This is a genomic window from Streptomyces sp. Tu6071, from assembly GCF_000213055.1.
Taxonomy (GTDB): Bacteria; Actinomycetota; Actinomycetes; order Streptomycetales; family Streptomycetaceae; genus Streptomyces; species Streptomyces evansiae.
This window is the reverse complement of record NZ_CM001165.1, coordinates 7184011-7196808: the sequence shown is the minus strand read 5'-3', so window position 1 is coordinate 7196808 and position 12798 is coordinate 7184011. Positions and strand designations below refer to the sequence as shown.

Annotated in this window: 10 protein-coding genes; 6 read left to right on the top strand and 4 right to left on the bottom strand. The window is 74.3% G+C overall.

What is annotated here, in order from left to right; translation table 11 throughout:
• Positions 1 to 47 precede the first annotated feature (47 nt).
• The 3 genes from STTU_RS30650 (at position 48) to STTU_RS30640 (ending at position 2920) form a co-directional block, all read left to right on the top strand.
• Positions 48 to 842 carry an SDR family NAD(P)-dependent oxidoreductase gene (locus tag STTU_RS30650; RefSeq protein ID WP_007830116.1) on the top strand — a complete coding sequence of 265 codons (795 nt, stop codon included), beginning with the start codon at positions 48 to 50 and terminating at the stop codon, positions 840 to 842.
• Between the two features lie 477 nt (positions 843 to 1319).
• Positions 1320 to 2597, top strand: a complete 1278-nt coding sequence (locus tag STTU_RS30645) for an ATP-binding protein (RefSeq protein ID WP_234019341.1) — start codon at positions 1320 to 1322, stop codon at positions 2595 to 2597.
• The gene (locus STTU_RS30640; RefSeq protein ID WP_043256839.1) at positions 2594 to 2920 is read left to right on the top strand and encodes a DUF742 domain-containing protein; all 327 of its coding nucleotides are present in this window, start codon (positions 2594 to 2596) and stop codon (positions 2918 to 2920) included. Before STTU_RS30645 ends, STTU_RS30640 begins: the two co-directional genes overlap by 4 nt.
• A 65-nt stretch (positions 2921 to 2985) precedes the next feature.
• On the opposite strand, the gene STTU_RS30635 is transcribed toward STTU_RS30640, so the two are convergent.
• Positions 2986 to 3603, bottom strand: coding sequence for a GNAT family N-acetyltransferase (locus tag STTU_RS30635; RefSeq protein WP_007830114.1), 618 nt, complete (start codon positions 3601 to 3603; stop codon positions 2986 to 2988).
• 317 nt (positions 3604 to 3920) lie between these two features.
• Between STTU_RS30635 and STTU_RS30630 the strand changes: the two genes are divergently transcribed.
• Positions 3921 to 5183 carry a glycoside hydrolase family 71/99-like protein gene (locus STTU_RS30630; RefSeq protein ID WP_043256838.1) on the top strand — a complete coding sequence of 421 codons (1263 nt, stop codon included), beginning with the start codon at positions 3921 to 3923 and terminating at the stop codon, positions 5181 to 5183.
• Between the two features lie 240 nt (positions 5184 to 5423).
• Positions 5424 to 7175 carry a chitinase gene (locus tag STTU_RS30625; RefSeq protein ID WP_007830112.1) on the top strand — a complete coding sequence of 584 codons (1752 nt, stop codon included), beginning with the start codon at positions 5424 to 5426 and terminating at the stop codon, positions 7173 to 7175.
• 495 nt (positions 7176 to 7670) lie between these two features.
• On the opposite strand, the gene STTU_RS30620 is transcribed toward STTU_RS30625, so the two are convergent.
• A complete protein-coding gene (locus tag STTU_RS30620) occupies positions 7671 to 8759 on the bottom strand; it encodes a Gfo/Idh/MocA family protein (protein WP_043256836.1) in 1089 nt (362 codons plus the stop codon).
• The gene (locus STTU_RS30615) at positions 8744 to 9412 is read right to left on the bottom strand and encodes a ThuA domain-containing protein (protein ID WP_007830110.1); all 669 of its coding nucleotides are present in this window, start codon (positions 9410 to 9412) and stop codon (positions 8744 to 8746) included. Before STTU_RS30615 ends, STTU_RS30620 begins: the two co-directional genes overlap by 16 nt.
• A 385-nt stretch (positions 9413 to 9797) precedes the next feature.
• Between STTU_RS30615 and STTU_RS30610 the strand changes: the two genes are divergently transcribed.
• The gene (locus STTU_RS30610; protein WP_007830109.1) at positions 9798 to 11858 is read left to right on the top strand and encodes a DUF2264 domain-containing protein; all 2061 of its coding nucleotides are present in this window, start codon (positions 9798 to 9800) and stop codon (positions 11856 to 11858) included.
• 31 nt (positions 11859 to 11889) lie between these two features.
• On the opposite strand, the gene STTU_RS30605 is transcribed toward STTU_RS30610, so the two are convergent.
• Positions 11890 to 12783: an NADP-dependent oxidoreductase gene (locus tag STTU_RS30605; RefSeq protein ID WP_007830108.1), complete on the bottom strand. Its 894-nt coding sequence runs from the start codon at positions 12781 to 12783 to the stop codon at positions 11890 to 11892.
• Positions 12784 to 12798 lie beyond the last annotated feature (15 nt).

The window sequence follows — 12798 nt, the reverse complement described above, 5'->3', positions numbered from 1 at the left end:
GACGCACCTCACGAGACCCTGTCATTCCTCCTGATTGGAGCCCCCGGATGCATGTCACCCTCGACGGCAAGACCGCCCTCGTCTCCGGATCGACCCAGGGCATCGGCGCGGCGATCGCCGCCGGGCTCGCCGAGGCGGGCGCGCGGGTCGCGGTCAACGGCCGCGACGCGCCCCGTACGGAAGCGGCGGCGGCCTCGCTGCGCGAGCGCTTCCCGGAGGCGGAGATCGTGGCGGCGCCCGGCGACCTCGCGAGCGACGAGGGCCTCGCCCAGGTGCTCGACCGGCTGCCGCGCACCGACATCCTCGTCAACAACCTCGGCATCTTCGGCGCGCGCCCCGCGCTGGAGATCGACGACGCGGAGTGGCGGCGGTACTTCGAGGTCAACGTGCTCAGCGCGGTCCGCCTCATCCGCGCCTACCTGCCGGGCATGATCGAGCGCGGCTGGGGGCGGGTGCAGAACCTCGCGAGCGACTCGGCCGTCGTGGTCCCGGCCGAGATGATCCACTACGGCATGACGAAGACGGCGCTGCTCGCGGTGACGCGCGGCTTCGCCAAGGAGGCGGCGGGCAGCGGCGTCACGGTCAACTCGGTGATCGCGGGCCCGACGCACACGGGCGGTGTCGAGGACTTCGTCTACGAACTCGTCGACCGCTCCCTGCCCTGGGACGAGGCCCAGCGCGCCTTCATGCGCGAGCACCGGCCGCAGTCGCTCCTCCAGCGCCTCATCGAGCCGGAGGAGATCGCCCACATGGTGGTCTACCTCAGCTCTTCGCTCGCCTCGGCGACGACGGGCGGCGCGCTGCGGGTGGACGGCGGCTACGTGGACTCGATCCTGCCGTAGGCGGCGACGGCTCCCCCGGGGTACGGGCGCGTGCGCTCGGTAGCGGACGGCGATGCGCCCCGTACCCCATCGGGCGGGCCCGGCTCCAGGCGCCACGCCGGGCGCGGGGGCGATGGGGCATGGCACTTTCGGGGGGAGCGGCCCCACCCGGGTGGGGGTGGCGCGGGGCGCGTGTCATCCGATCGGCGGAATGCGGGAGCCACTTTGCGTAACCGGGGCGCCCGCTGAGCACGGATAGGTGCATGAGGCACCAGAGCTTTTCCGACCGCCGCGCCCAGCGGGCGCCCGGATTACCCGGGATACCGCTGTTCGGGCGATATGCTCACCCGGTCGGTGCGGGCCCCAACCCACGAAAGGGCTGCGGGCTCACGCCTGTTGACGGCCCGTCCGGCCGCACGCCCCCGCGCCCGCCCGGCGCCCCGGTCCCCCGCGGCGCCCACGTCCCCACCTCTTCCGTACGTCCCCCGAAGGTGCTCGATGCCTCGTCCCCCCGTCTCTTCCCCCGGCCCCGTCCCGGCGCCCGCGTCGTCAGGTCGCGCGACCGGTGTGCTGTGGCCGGCGACGCTGCTCACGCTGTTGTGCGGCTACGGCGGCGCCGTCTCGCTGCTCGCCGCGCAGCGACTCGCGACCGCCGTCCTGCTCGGCACGCTGATGGTGCTCGCGCTGTGCGGCCTTGAGGCGCTGCGCCGCCAGCACCGCACGGCGGTCGCCGAGGGCGAGTCGCTCGGCCTGGAGCTGGCCCGGCGGGCGGCGCAGTCCGAGCGCAGGGACGCCGACTGGCAGTCGTACCTGACGGAGCAGTCGGAGCTGATGCGCCTGGAGCTGGAGCACTTCGTGAAGGAGCGGCTGCCCGCGGCGGTACGGGGCCGGACGGTGCCCCCGCCGCGAACGCAGAGCGCCGAGCTGACGCAGGCCGTCGCGGATCTCTTCGAGCGGGTGCTGTGCGAGGTGGCCGAGGAGTGCGAGTACCTGGAGGAGACGCGCAGGCTCGTCCTGGTGGAGCTGGCGGGGCGGGTGCAGAGTTCGGCGCACCGCATCCAGTCGGCGGTCACGGGCCTCTCCGACCGGTACCCGGACGACGCGGAGCTGCTGGAGACGACGATGCTCGCCGACCACGCGGCGACGCAGCAGGCCCGGCACGCGCAGAGCCTGAAGGTGCTGTGCGGGGAGTGGCCGGGGCAGGAGTGGCGGCAGCCGCTGAGTCTCGTGGACGTCGCGCGCGCCGCCTCGGGCCGCATCGTCGCCTACCGCCGCGTCGAGGTGACGGGCGACCCGGCCCCCGCCGTACGCGCCGCGCTCGCCGAACCCCTCATCCACCTCGTCGCCGAACTCCTCGCCAACGCCACGGAGTACTCGCCGCCGCGCACGACGGTCCCCGTCACGGTGCGCGCGGTGCAGAAGGGCGCGGTCGTCGAGGTCCACGACGGCGGCCTCGGGCTCGCGACGGACCGGCTGAGCACCGCGCGCGAGATCGCCTCGGGCCGCAGGCCGCTCGGCCTGCGCGAGGTCGGCGAGGTTCCGCAGACGGGGCTCGCCGTCGTCGGGCAGTACGCGCGGCGCCACGGATTCCAGGTCGACCTGGGCCCCTCGCCGTACGGCGGACTGCGTGCCGTGGTGCTCGTCCCGGCCGCCGCGCTCACGGACGACGAGCCGGGCGGTGACCCCTTCGGCGCGGAGGAGGCGCGCCGCCTGACCTCGCTCGACCCGGCCGAGCGCGTCCCCGGTCTCGTCCCGCACCCGACGGGCACCGCGTGAGCGCCCCGGCGGCGCTGCGCCCGTACGTCATCACGCGCGGGCGCGCGCGGGCCGCGTACGGAATCGCCCTCGAAGCCCTCCTGACGACCCGCCAGGCCCCGCGCCCCCTCCACCTCAACCCGGAGGAGCGCACCCTCCTCGACCTGTGCGCCCGCCCCACGGCCCTCGCCGAGGCCGCCGCCCGCCTCGGCCTCCCGCTCGGCCTGACCCGCGTCCTCGCCTCGGACCTCGTCGTCCAGGGCCTGCTGACGGTGAGCGAGAGCGTGCCCCCGGAGGTTCGGCTGCTGCGGGACGTCCTCGCGGGGCTGCGGCGGATGACGTGAGCGGGGCGGTGGTCCTCCGGCCCTCGGAGGACCACCGCCCGCCGTGCGGGGGACGGAGGCGGCGCCTACAGCCCCTCCCCCGTCCCCCGCCCCAGATACGTCAGCTCCCCCGCGTCCGGGACGGGTATCTCTTGGAAGCCCAAGCGGTCGTAGAAGGCGCGGGCCGGGGTGTTGGCGGTGACCATGCCGAGGTGGACGCGGGGGACTCCCCGGGCGGCGAGGGCGTGGAGGTGGGCGCTCATCAGGCGTCTTCCGTGGCCTTGGCGCTGGAAGGACGGGAGCAGGTCGATGTGGAGGTGCGCGGGGTAGTCCTCGAGGGCCGGGACGCGCATCCGCTCGGGGTCGTGGAGGAGCCCCGCCATGACGTCGTCGCTGTCGGCCGCGGGGCCGCCGGGGAGCGGGTAGCGGTCGGCGTGGCGCGGCAGCCACTCCGTGCGGAAGCGGCCGACGAAGCGGTCCGTGTCCGCTGTGCCGAGCACGTACCCCACCGCGCGCCCGCCGTCGTCGAGGACGAAGCACAGCTCCGGTTCGAAGGCCGCGTACGGGTGCGCGAAGAGCACGGGCAGGACGGAGGGGTCGCGGTAGTGCGGGCGGGCGTCGCCGCCGAGGTGCGCGGTGCGCACGCAGATGTCGGCGAGCGCCTCGTGGTCGGCGGCGCGGTAGGGCCGTACGTACGGGGACATGCGTCGTTCCTCTCCGGGCGGCGCGCCTGCCGCCCGCCCCCGCGCGAAGGTACGACACGGCGGGGGCGGGGCGACAGGGGACGACGGAGAGCGCTCCCATCGGGTGCCCGCCGCGCACCCCCGCTCTGACATCGTTGTCCCGGAGCCTTGTCGAGACCCCATGAGGTCGATTAGCTTGCGTGCGGCGCCTGCTGACGGAGGGACGGACTGCCGCCGTCCTTACTCCCCCCACCCCAGCAGGCGTGACCGTTCCGTGCGCGGCAGCGCTCCCGTGGTGTGCCGCCGCGCCGATGAGGCAGACCGAGAGGCACACCCGCATGAGCATCTCCCGTCGTTCCTTTCTCCTGACCGGCGCCGCCGTCGCCGCGGCGGCCGGGACCGGCTTCGCCGCGAGCCAGGCAGGGGCGGCCCCCGCGCCGCAGGCAGGACCCGCCGCCTCCCCCGCCGGCGACGTCGTCGGCAAGGTCACCGTCGGCTACCAGGGCTGGTTCGCCGCTCCGGGCGACGGCGCCCCCATCAACGGGTGGTGGCACTGGAGCCCCGACATGAGCAAGGCCCCGGCCCCGGGCGCGAACAGCGCGAAGTCCTGGCCGGACGTCTCCGAGTACACGCGCACGTACCCGACCGCGATGCCGGACCTGAACGGCGGCGGCAAGGCCGCTCTGTTCTCGTCCTGGGACCAGCAGACCGTGGACACGCACTTCCGGTGGATGCGCGAGTACGGCATCGACACCGCCGCGCTCCAGCGCTTCAACCCCTTCGGCTCCGAGGGCCCCACGCGCGACGGCATGGCGCAGAAGGTGCGGCAGGCCGCCGAGGCCAACGGCCGCAAGTTCTACGTCATGTACGACGTGACGAACTGGAACGGCATGCGCGAGCAGGTCAAGCAGGACTGGACCGAGAAGATGAGCGCGCACACCTCCTCCTCGGCGTACGCGCACCAGAACGGCAGGCCCGTGGTGTGCGTGTGGGGCTTCGGCTTCAGCGACGACGCCCGCCCCTTCGGCGCCGAGGAGTGCCTCGACGTCGTGAACTGGTTGAAGGCGCAGGGCTGTTACGTGATCGGCGGGGTGCCGACGCACTGGCGCACCGAGAGCGAGGACTCCCGTCCCGGGTTCTCCGAGGTGTACCACGCCTTCGACATGATCTCGCCGTGGATGGTCGGCCGGATCGGCTCCGTCGCCGACGCCGACAACTTCTACGCCAACGTCAACACCCCCGACCAGGCGGAGTGCGACGCGCACGGCATCGACTACCAGCCGTGCGTGCTGCCCGGGGACCTCCAGGACGGGCAGCGGGCGCACGGGGACTTCATGTGGCGCCAGTTCTACAACATGAAGCGCGTCGGGGTGCAGGGCATCTACATCTCGATGTTCGACGAGTACAACGAGGCGAACCAGATCGCGAAGACCGCCGCGAGCGCGGCCGACGTGCCCTCGGGCTCCGGGATCAAGGCGCTCGACGAGGACGGCACGGCCTGCTCCTCGGACTACTACCTGCGCCTGACGGGTGACGGCGGCAAGCTCCTGCGCGGCCAGATCCCGCTGACCGAGACGCGGCCGACGCGACCGGTGGTGTGACGGAGCGCGAACCCGCGCGGGGGCGGTGTTCCGGGTCGTACGGCCCGGGGCACCGCCCCCGCGGCCGTGCGCCCGCGCTCCCCCGGCCCGTACCCGCCCGAAGACCCCCACGGCCCGTCAGAGGTCTTGACAACCCGATTGGTCTGGACCATCCTCCGGTCAGACGGTGGCCACCGTTCCGCACCCGCAGTGCCCGTAGTGCCCTGTTCTCCTCCAAGTAACTCCCTTCCGGAGGTAGTTGTGGAACGCGCCCCCTCTTCGACGACCGGCAGACCCGGCCGCACCCGCCCCTCCCCCCGCTCCCGCCTGCGCCGGCTCCTCGGTACGGGCGCCCTCGTGTCCGCGACCGCGCTGCTCCTGAGCGGCCTCGTCGCGGGGACCGCACAGGCCGCCGACGTCAACAACGCGCAGAACCCCGGCTTCGAGTCGGGGCTCTCGGGGTGGACCTGTAGCAACGGCAGTGGTGAGGCGGTGGGTTCGCCGGTCCACGCGGGCAGCACCGCACTGAAGGCGGCCCCGTCGGCGTCCGACACGGGCCAGTGCTCCCAGACCGTCAAGGTCAAGCCGAACGCCACCTACACGCTCAGCGCGTACGTGCAGGGCTCGTACGTGTACCTCGGAGCGAGCGGCACCGGCACGACGGACGTGTCCACCTGGACCCCCGGCGCCTCCGGCTGGTCGCAGCTGAAGACCACCTTCACGACCGGCGCGAGCACCACCTCGGTCCAGGTCTACCTGCACGGCTGGTACGGGCAGCCCGCGTACTACGCCGACGACGTCTCCGTGCTCGGCCCCGACGGGGGCGGCGGCGGGGGCACCACGCCGAGCGTCCCGGGGGCGCCCGGCGGCCTCAAGGCGGGCGCGGCGGCGGCGACCTCGGTCCCGCTGAGCTGGAACGCCGTCACGAACGCGACGAGCTACAACGTGTACCGCGACGGCGCCAAGGTGCAGTCGGTGACCGGCGCCTCGGCGACCGTCACCGGCCTGACCGCGGCCACGACGTACAGCTTCCAGGTCACGGCCGTCAACGCGGCGGGCGAGTCCCCGAAGTCGGCAGCGGTCTCGGCGACCACGACCTCGGGCGGCAACCCCGGGGGCGGCGGCTCCGTCCCGAAGCACGCCGTGACCGGCTACTGGCAGAACTTCGACAACGGCGCGACCGTGCAGACGCTCGCCCAGGTCCCGGCGCAGTACGACATCATCGCCGTCGCCTTCGCCGACGCCACCACCACGCCGGGCGCCGTGTCCTTCACGCTCGACTCGGCGGGCCTGAAGGGCTACACCGTCGACCAGTTCAAGGCCGACATCAAGGCGAAGCAGGCGGCGGGCAAGAAGGTCGTCATCTCGGTCGGCGGCCAGAACGGCACGGTGTCCGTCTCCGACACCACCTCCGCGACGAACTTCGCCAACTCGCTGTGGTCCCTCATGCAGACCTACGGCTTCGACGGTGTCGACATCGACCTGGAGAACGGCGTCAACTCCACCTACATGTCGCAGGCCCTGCGCTCCCTGTCCGCGAAGGCGGGCAGCTCGCTCGTCCTCACGATGGCGCCGCAGACGATCGACATGCAGTCCACCTCGGCCGAGTACTTCAAGACGGCGCTCAACGTGAAGGACATCCTCACGGTCGTCAACATGCAGTACTACAACAGTGGTTCGATGCTCGGCTGCGACGGCAAGGTCTACAGCCAGGGCACGGTGGACTTCCTCACCGCGCTCGCCTGCATCCAGCTCCAGGGCGGCCTCGCCCCCTCGCAGGTCGGCCTCGGCCTCCCGGCCTCGACGCGCGGAGCGGGCGGCGGCTACGTGGCGCCGAGCGTCGTGAACAACGCGCTCGACTGTCTCTCGAAGGGCACCAACTGCGGTTCCTTCAAGCCCTCCACGACGTACCCGGCGCTGCGCGGCGCGATGACCTGGTCCACGAACTGGGACGCGACGGCGGGCAACGCCTGGAGCAACGCGGTCGGTCCGCACGTGCACGCGATGCCCTGACGGGCGGAGCACCGAGTACGGGGGCGGTACGGGACCGGCAGCGCGTGGTCCCGTACCGCCCCTCCGGGCTGGTGGACCCCGTGGCGCGGAGCCGGACCACTGGAGGCGAGGGGGAAGACGGGCGAGGAACCAGGTGTCCCCGATCCGGCGCAAGGCGTCCTCGTAGTGGCCCGCCCCGGCCGGGGGCGGGACCGGGCGCGTGGGATCGGCGCCGTCGACGCGGTGGGTGACGAAGCAGCTCGTCGCGTGCGCCGAGTCGGGCGGGTCGGCGGGACGCGGTTGTTCGTGGCCGGGCGCCGCGAGAGGCGGTCGGCGGGGCGGCCCCCGACGTGGGCGGCCGGCTCCTCACGCCCGGCGACGCGGCGAGCGGCTCCCGCAGGAAGTCGTCGTGCGCGTCCGTCCATCGGAGAGGTACCGGCCGCCCGGCGGGCCCGCCACGGAATCCGCTCCGCGACGGGGCCGCCGGGCGCCGGTGCCCTCGGGGCGTACGGTCCCTCAGACGCGCCCGGTCGTCACGAGCGTCGGCACCTCGCACGTGCTGGCCACGTCCCGGGTGACACCCTCGTGCGCCGCGTCGAGCAGCGTCAGCATCGTGTCGAGCACGTGGTGGGCGAGATCCGCGGAGGCGCGGTGCGTACGGCCCGTACGGAGCGAGTCGGCCAGGTCGGCGAGGCCGACGCCGCGTCCCGCGCCCGGGAACCCGGCGCTGACGGGCAGTTCCTCCCAGCCCTCGCCCCGGTTCAGCTCGACGGGCCCGTCGAAGCCGTTGGGGTCGGGCACCGAGAGCGAGCCCTCGGTCCCGTACACCTCGATGCGCGGCAGCCGCGCCGCCGGGATGTCGAAGCTCATCACGAGCGTGCTGAGCGCGCCGCTCGCGTGGTGCAGGACCCCGGTCACGTGCGTGTCCACCTCGGCGGGGAAGCGGGTGCCCGCGCGGGGGCCGCTGCCGATGACGCGCTCCGCGCGCGGGGTGGACACCGCGCCCGTGACCTTGGCGACCGGGCCGAGGAGGTGGACGAGCGCGGAGAGGTAGTACGGGCCCATGTCGAGCAGCGGGCCGCCGCCGGGCCGGTAGTAGAACTCCGGGTCCGGGTGCCACGCCTCGTGCCCCGCCGTCGTCATGAAGGCGGTCGCGGCGACGGGCGTGCCGATGCGGCCGTCCTCGACGGCCTTGCGCGCGGTCTGCGTCCCCGTGCCGAGCACCGTGTCGGGGGCGCAGCCGACCCGGAGCCCGGCGGCCCCGGCCGCGGCGAGCACCGCCGCGGCCTCCTCGCGCGTCGCGGCGAGCGGCTTCTCGCCGTAGACGTGCTTGCCCGCGGCGAGCGCGGCGAGGGCGACCTCGGCGTGCACGGCGGGAATCGTCAGGTTGAGCACGGCGTCGACGTCCTCGCGGGCGAGGAGTTCGGCGACCGAGCCGAGCGCGACCGCGTCCCCGGCCCGACCCGCGGCGGCCTTCGCGCGCGTCCGGTCGAGGTCGGCGACGGCGGTGACCCGCAGCGGGCGGGTGAGGCGGTCCAGGGAGTCGAGGTAGGCGCCGCTGATGGCGCCCGCGCCCACGATGCCGATCCTCAGCGGCTCGCCCACAGCAGTCCCCTCTCGGTCAGGACGCGTGCCTCGGGCACGTCGAAGTCGTCGGGCTTGTGGCCGATCGTGTTGACGAAGACGCGTCCCGCGCCGTGGTGGCGGCTCCACACGGCCGGCATCACGACCTCCCGGCCGTGCTCCTCGCCCGCCGGGAAGACCGTCGTGGCGTGCACCTCGATCGCGGGGTCGGTCGCGACCCAGTACTGCTCCGTGTGGACGTCGAAGTCCTCGATCCCCGCGACCAGTTCGTGCCCGGGGACGATGTGGACGCGGTGATCGTGGTAGCCCTCGGGGTGCATGAGGAACTGCCCCCCGGTGAGCCGCTGATAGTCGAGATCGCCGCGGAAGGAGTCCACGACGCCGCCGTGCCAGCCGGCGAAGCCGGTGCCCGCGCGGACCGCCGCGATCAGGCCCGCGCTCTGACCGGGGGTCACCTCGCCCATCGTCCAGCACTGGACGACCAGGTCGGTGGCGGCGAGGCGTTCGGCGTCGGTGTAGACGTCGAGGGTGTCCGAGGTGTCGACCGTGAATCCGGCGTCCTTGAGGAAGGGCAGGAAGAGGTCGGTGATCTCGACGGGTGAGTGTCCCTCCCACCCGCCGCGGACGACGAGCGCCCTTCGGCTGGGGTTCGTCATGGTCTTGCACGCTCCCATCGGTGCTCACGGCCCCGCACGGCCGGATCGAGGCGGGTGGGGGCCGGTCGGTCGCACCGCGCGGGCCCGGGGGAAGGGCTTCGCGGGCACGGGGTGGTTCACGGTGTCGTCGCGCCGGCGACGCCGCCACCGGCGCGGGTGCTCCGCTCGGCCACACGAACGTACGGACGACGCGCCTGGTTTGTCAATCGGCTTGACTAATGCAATCACAGCGTCCGCACAGGACCCCGGGGGACCCCGCGACGGGCTGCCGAGGAGGCGGGGAAAACAATTTAGAAACCGCTTTCCCCAGTCTCGTCACGGCGGGCCCGGTGCGCAAGACTGGCGCGGGTCGCCGCTGGTCGCCGTCCCGCGGACCAGTCGTCTCACGAAGGAGTCACGCCTCATGCCGCAGCCGAGCACGCCGGGTCACGCCCGCCCCGCAGACCCCGCCGCGTGGACCGGGCGGGCACGCTGGGGGCGGCTCGCCGACGACATGCTGCGCGCCGTGCGCCCGTACGCGAGCGAGCGGCACGCGCTGATCCGGCTGCCGGGTCCCGCGAGCGCGAGCGGCGAGTGGAGCGACGGGCTCGAAGGCTTCGCGCGCACCTTCCTCCTCGCCGCCTTCCGGCTGCGCGGCGAGGACGGGCACGACCCGCACGGCTTCGCCGAGTGGTACGCGCGCGGCCTCGCGGCGGGCGTCGACCCGGGGAGCCCCGAGCGGTGGCCCACCTTCGCCGAGGCCAACCAGGCGAAGGTCGAGGCCGCGTCGATCGCGCTCGCGCTCCACGAGACGCGCCCGTGGATCTGGGACCGCCTGAGCGAGCGCACCCGCGCCCAACTCCTCGACTGGCTCGGTCTCATGGTCGGCACCGACATGCCGCAGAACAACTGGATCTGGTTCCAGGGCGTCACCGAGGCGTTCGCGCGCGCGGTGGGCGGGCAGTGGCGCCAGGAGGACCTGGACCGGACGATCGCGACGACGGAGGAGTGGTACCAGGGCGGGGGCTGGTACTCGGACGGGCTGACCGGCGGGGCGCACCGCAACCACGACCACTACAACGGCTGGGCGATGCACCTCTACCCGTTGTGGTTCACGCGCGTACTCGGCGCGCAGGCTCCCGAAGGGCTCGCCGAGCGCTACCGCGAGCGGCTGCGGCTCTTCCTCGCCGACTGGCGGCACCTCGTGGGCGGCAACGGGGCCCCGCTCTTCCAGGGCCGCTCGCTCACGTACCGCTGGGCGGCGCTCGCCCCGCTGTGGACGGGCGCGCTCTTCGACGCGAGTCCGGTGACGCCGGGCGAGACGCGGGGCCTCGCGGCGCGCACGCTCTCCTACTTCACGGAGAACGGGGCGCTCACGGAGGACGGGCTCCTGAGCCTGGGCTGGCACCGCCCCTTCCGGGGGCTCCTCCAGGTGTACTCGGGCCCGGCCTCGCCGTACTGGGCGAGCAAGGGCTTCGCGGGGCTGCTGCTCCCGGCCTCGCACCCGGTGTGGACGGCGGAGCCCGAGCCGCTCGCGGTGGAGCGCGGCGACTTCACGCGCACGCTGGACGGGCCCGGGTGGCTCGTGACGGGCACGGCGGCGGACGGCGTCGTACGAGTCGTCAACCACGGCGGCGACCACAGCGATCCGGCGCGGCCGTGGCCCGACGACCCGCACTACGCCCGGCTCGGCTACTCCACGCACGCGACGCCCGAGTACTCGGCGGACGCGGGCGCGGGCGCCTGGGAGGCGAGCGCGACGCTCGTCGACGAGGCGGGCCGGGCGGCCCACCGCAGGCCGGTGGAGCGGCTCTCGGTCGCGGGCGGGACGGGCGTCTCGCGCTCGCGCGCGCACTGGCCGGTGGACGCGGCGGGCGCGACCTGGGACCCCTTCGGCGGCCCGCCCGCCGCCTTCCGCACGGGCCCCTGGCTCACGGTCGGTTCGGCGGTCCGGGGCTCCGTCGAGGTGCGGGTGGCGCGGGTGGACCCGGCCGCTCCCGGCGACGCCCCGGCGGAGCGCGTGCGGTTCGGCGGCTGGGCACTCCCGGTGGGGACGGAGCCGGTACGGGAGCCGGAGGCGGCGCCCGGAGGACGGGACGAGAGCGGTGCGGGACCACGGGGCGAGGGGGGTACGGGCACCTTCGCCGACGCGCCGTCGGACGAGCCGGGCCGCGCCTCGGTGACCTCGCCCGACGGCCTCGTCTCGGCCGTGACGGACCTGGGCGGACTGCCGCTCGGCTCGGTGCGCTCGGGGACGGGGTGCAGTCCGCTGGCGCGCGACTCGGCCACCCCGCTGCTGACGTCGCCCGAAGCGGCCACGCCGGGCACGGTCTACGCCGCCGCCGTCCACCTCGGTGCGGGGACCCCGGCGGTACTGCCCGGCGTCCGCACGACGTGGGAGCCCGACGGCACGGCGCGCGTGGACGTCACCTGGCCGGACGGCCACGCGCACACCGTACGGCTCCCGGCGCCGCCGCAGGGGTGAGCCGGGCGGCACCGGGGCGGGCGTGGGCGGTTCAGACCAGGATGACGCGGCGCCCCCTCGCGTGTCCGGCCCGGCTGTCGCTGTGGGCCTGCGCCGCCTCGGCGAGCGAGTACGACTTCTCGACGGGGATGTGCAGCCTGCCGCCCGCGATCAGCTCCACGGCCTCGGCGAGCGCGTCCGTCATGCTCCCCGCCGCACCCGAGAAGCGGACGCCGAACGCCGGTGCGTCGAGGTCGGCGATGGAGACCACGCGTCGCGGGTCCCCCGTGAGGCCGACGAGTTCGGGAACGACCCCGGAGCCCGCCAGGTCGAGCGCCGCGTCGATCTCGCCGAGGCCCCGGACGCGCGCGGTCCAGCCCTCGTCGTACGTCGTGGCGAGGGCGCCCAGGGCCCGCAGGTACTCCTGGTTGGCGGCGCCCGCCGTGCCGATCACCTTGATGCCGCGTTCGCGGGCGATCTGGAGGACGGCCGAGCCGACGCCGCCCGAGGCCCCGCTCACGAGGAGCGTCTGCCCCGGTCGCACGCCGACCTCGCGCAGCACGCGCAACGCGGTCTCCACCACGGACGGGTATCCGGCCGCCTCGGCGAACGTCAGCCCCTCCGGCATCGGCGCCCAGGCCCACAGGACGGCCAGCTCGGCGTAGGTGCTCGCGCCCTCCCCGAAGACGCGGTCGCCGAGCGCCACGCCCCGCACCCCCGGGCCGATCTCGTCCACCACCCCCGCGGCGTCCAGCCCGACGCCCGAGGGCAGTTCGAGCGGGTGGGCGCCCAGGACCTGCCCCTCGCGGAGCCGCCAGTCGACCGGGTTCACCCCCGCCGCCCGTACCGCGACACGTATCTGTCCCGGGCCCGCGTGCGGCTCCTCGGCGTCGATCAGACGCAGGACTTCGGGACCGCCGAACTCGGCGAAGCTCACTTTCTTCATGCCGGGAACGTAGCA

Coding starts and splice junctions, on each gene's coding strand:
- STTU_RS30650 (WP_007830116.1), top strand. CDS start 48: ATGCATGTCACCCTCGACGGCAAGACCGCCCTCGTCTCCGGATCGACC.
- STTU_RS30645 (WP_234019341.1), top strand. CDS start 1,320: ATGCCTCGTCCCCCCGTCTCTTCCCCCGGCCCCGTCCCGGCGCCCGCG.
- STTU_RS30635 (WP_007830114.1), bottom strand. CDS start 3,603: ATGTCCCCGTACGTACGGCCCTACCGCGCCGCCGACCACGAGGCGCTC.
- STTU_RS30630 (WP_043256838.1), top strand. CDS start 3,921: ATGAGCATCTCCCGTCGTTCCTTTCTCCTGACCGGCGCCGCCGTCGCC.
- STTU_RS30615 (WP_007830110.1), bottom strand. CDS start 9,412: ATGGGAGCGTGCAAGACCATGACGAACCCCAGCCGAAGGGCGCTCGTC.
- STTU_RS30610 (WP_007830109.1), top strand. CDS start 9,798: ATGCCGCAGCCGAGCACGCCGGGTCACGCCCGCCCCGCAGACCCCGCC.
- STTU_RS30605 (WP_007830108.1), bottom strand. CDS start 12,783: ATGAAGAAAGTGAGCTTCGCCGAGTTCGGCGGTCCCGAAGTCCTGCGT.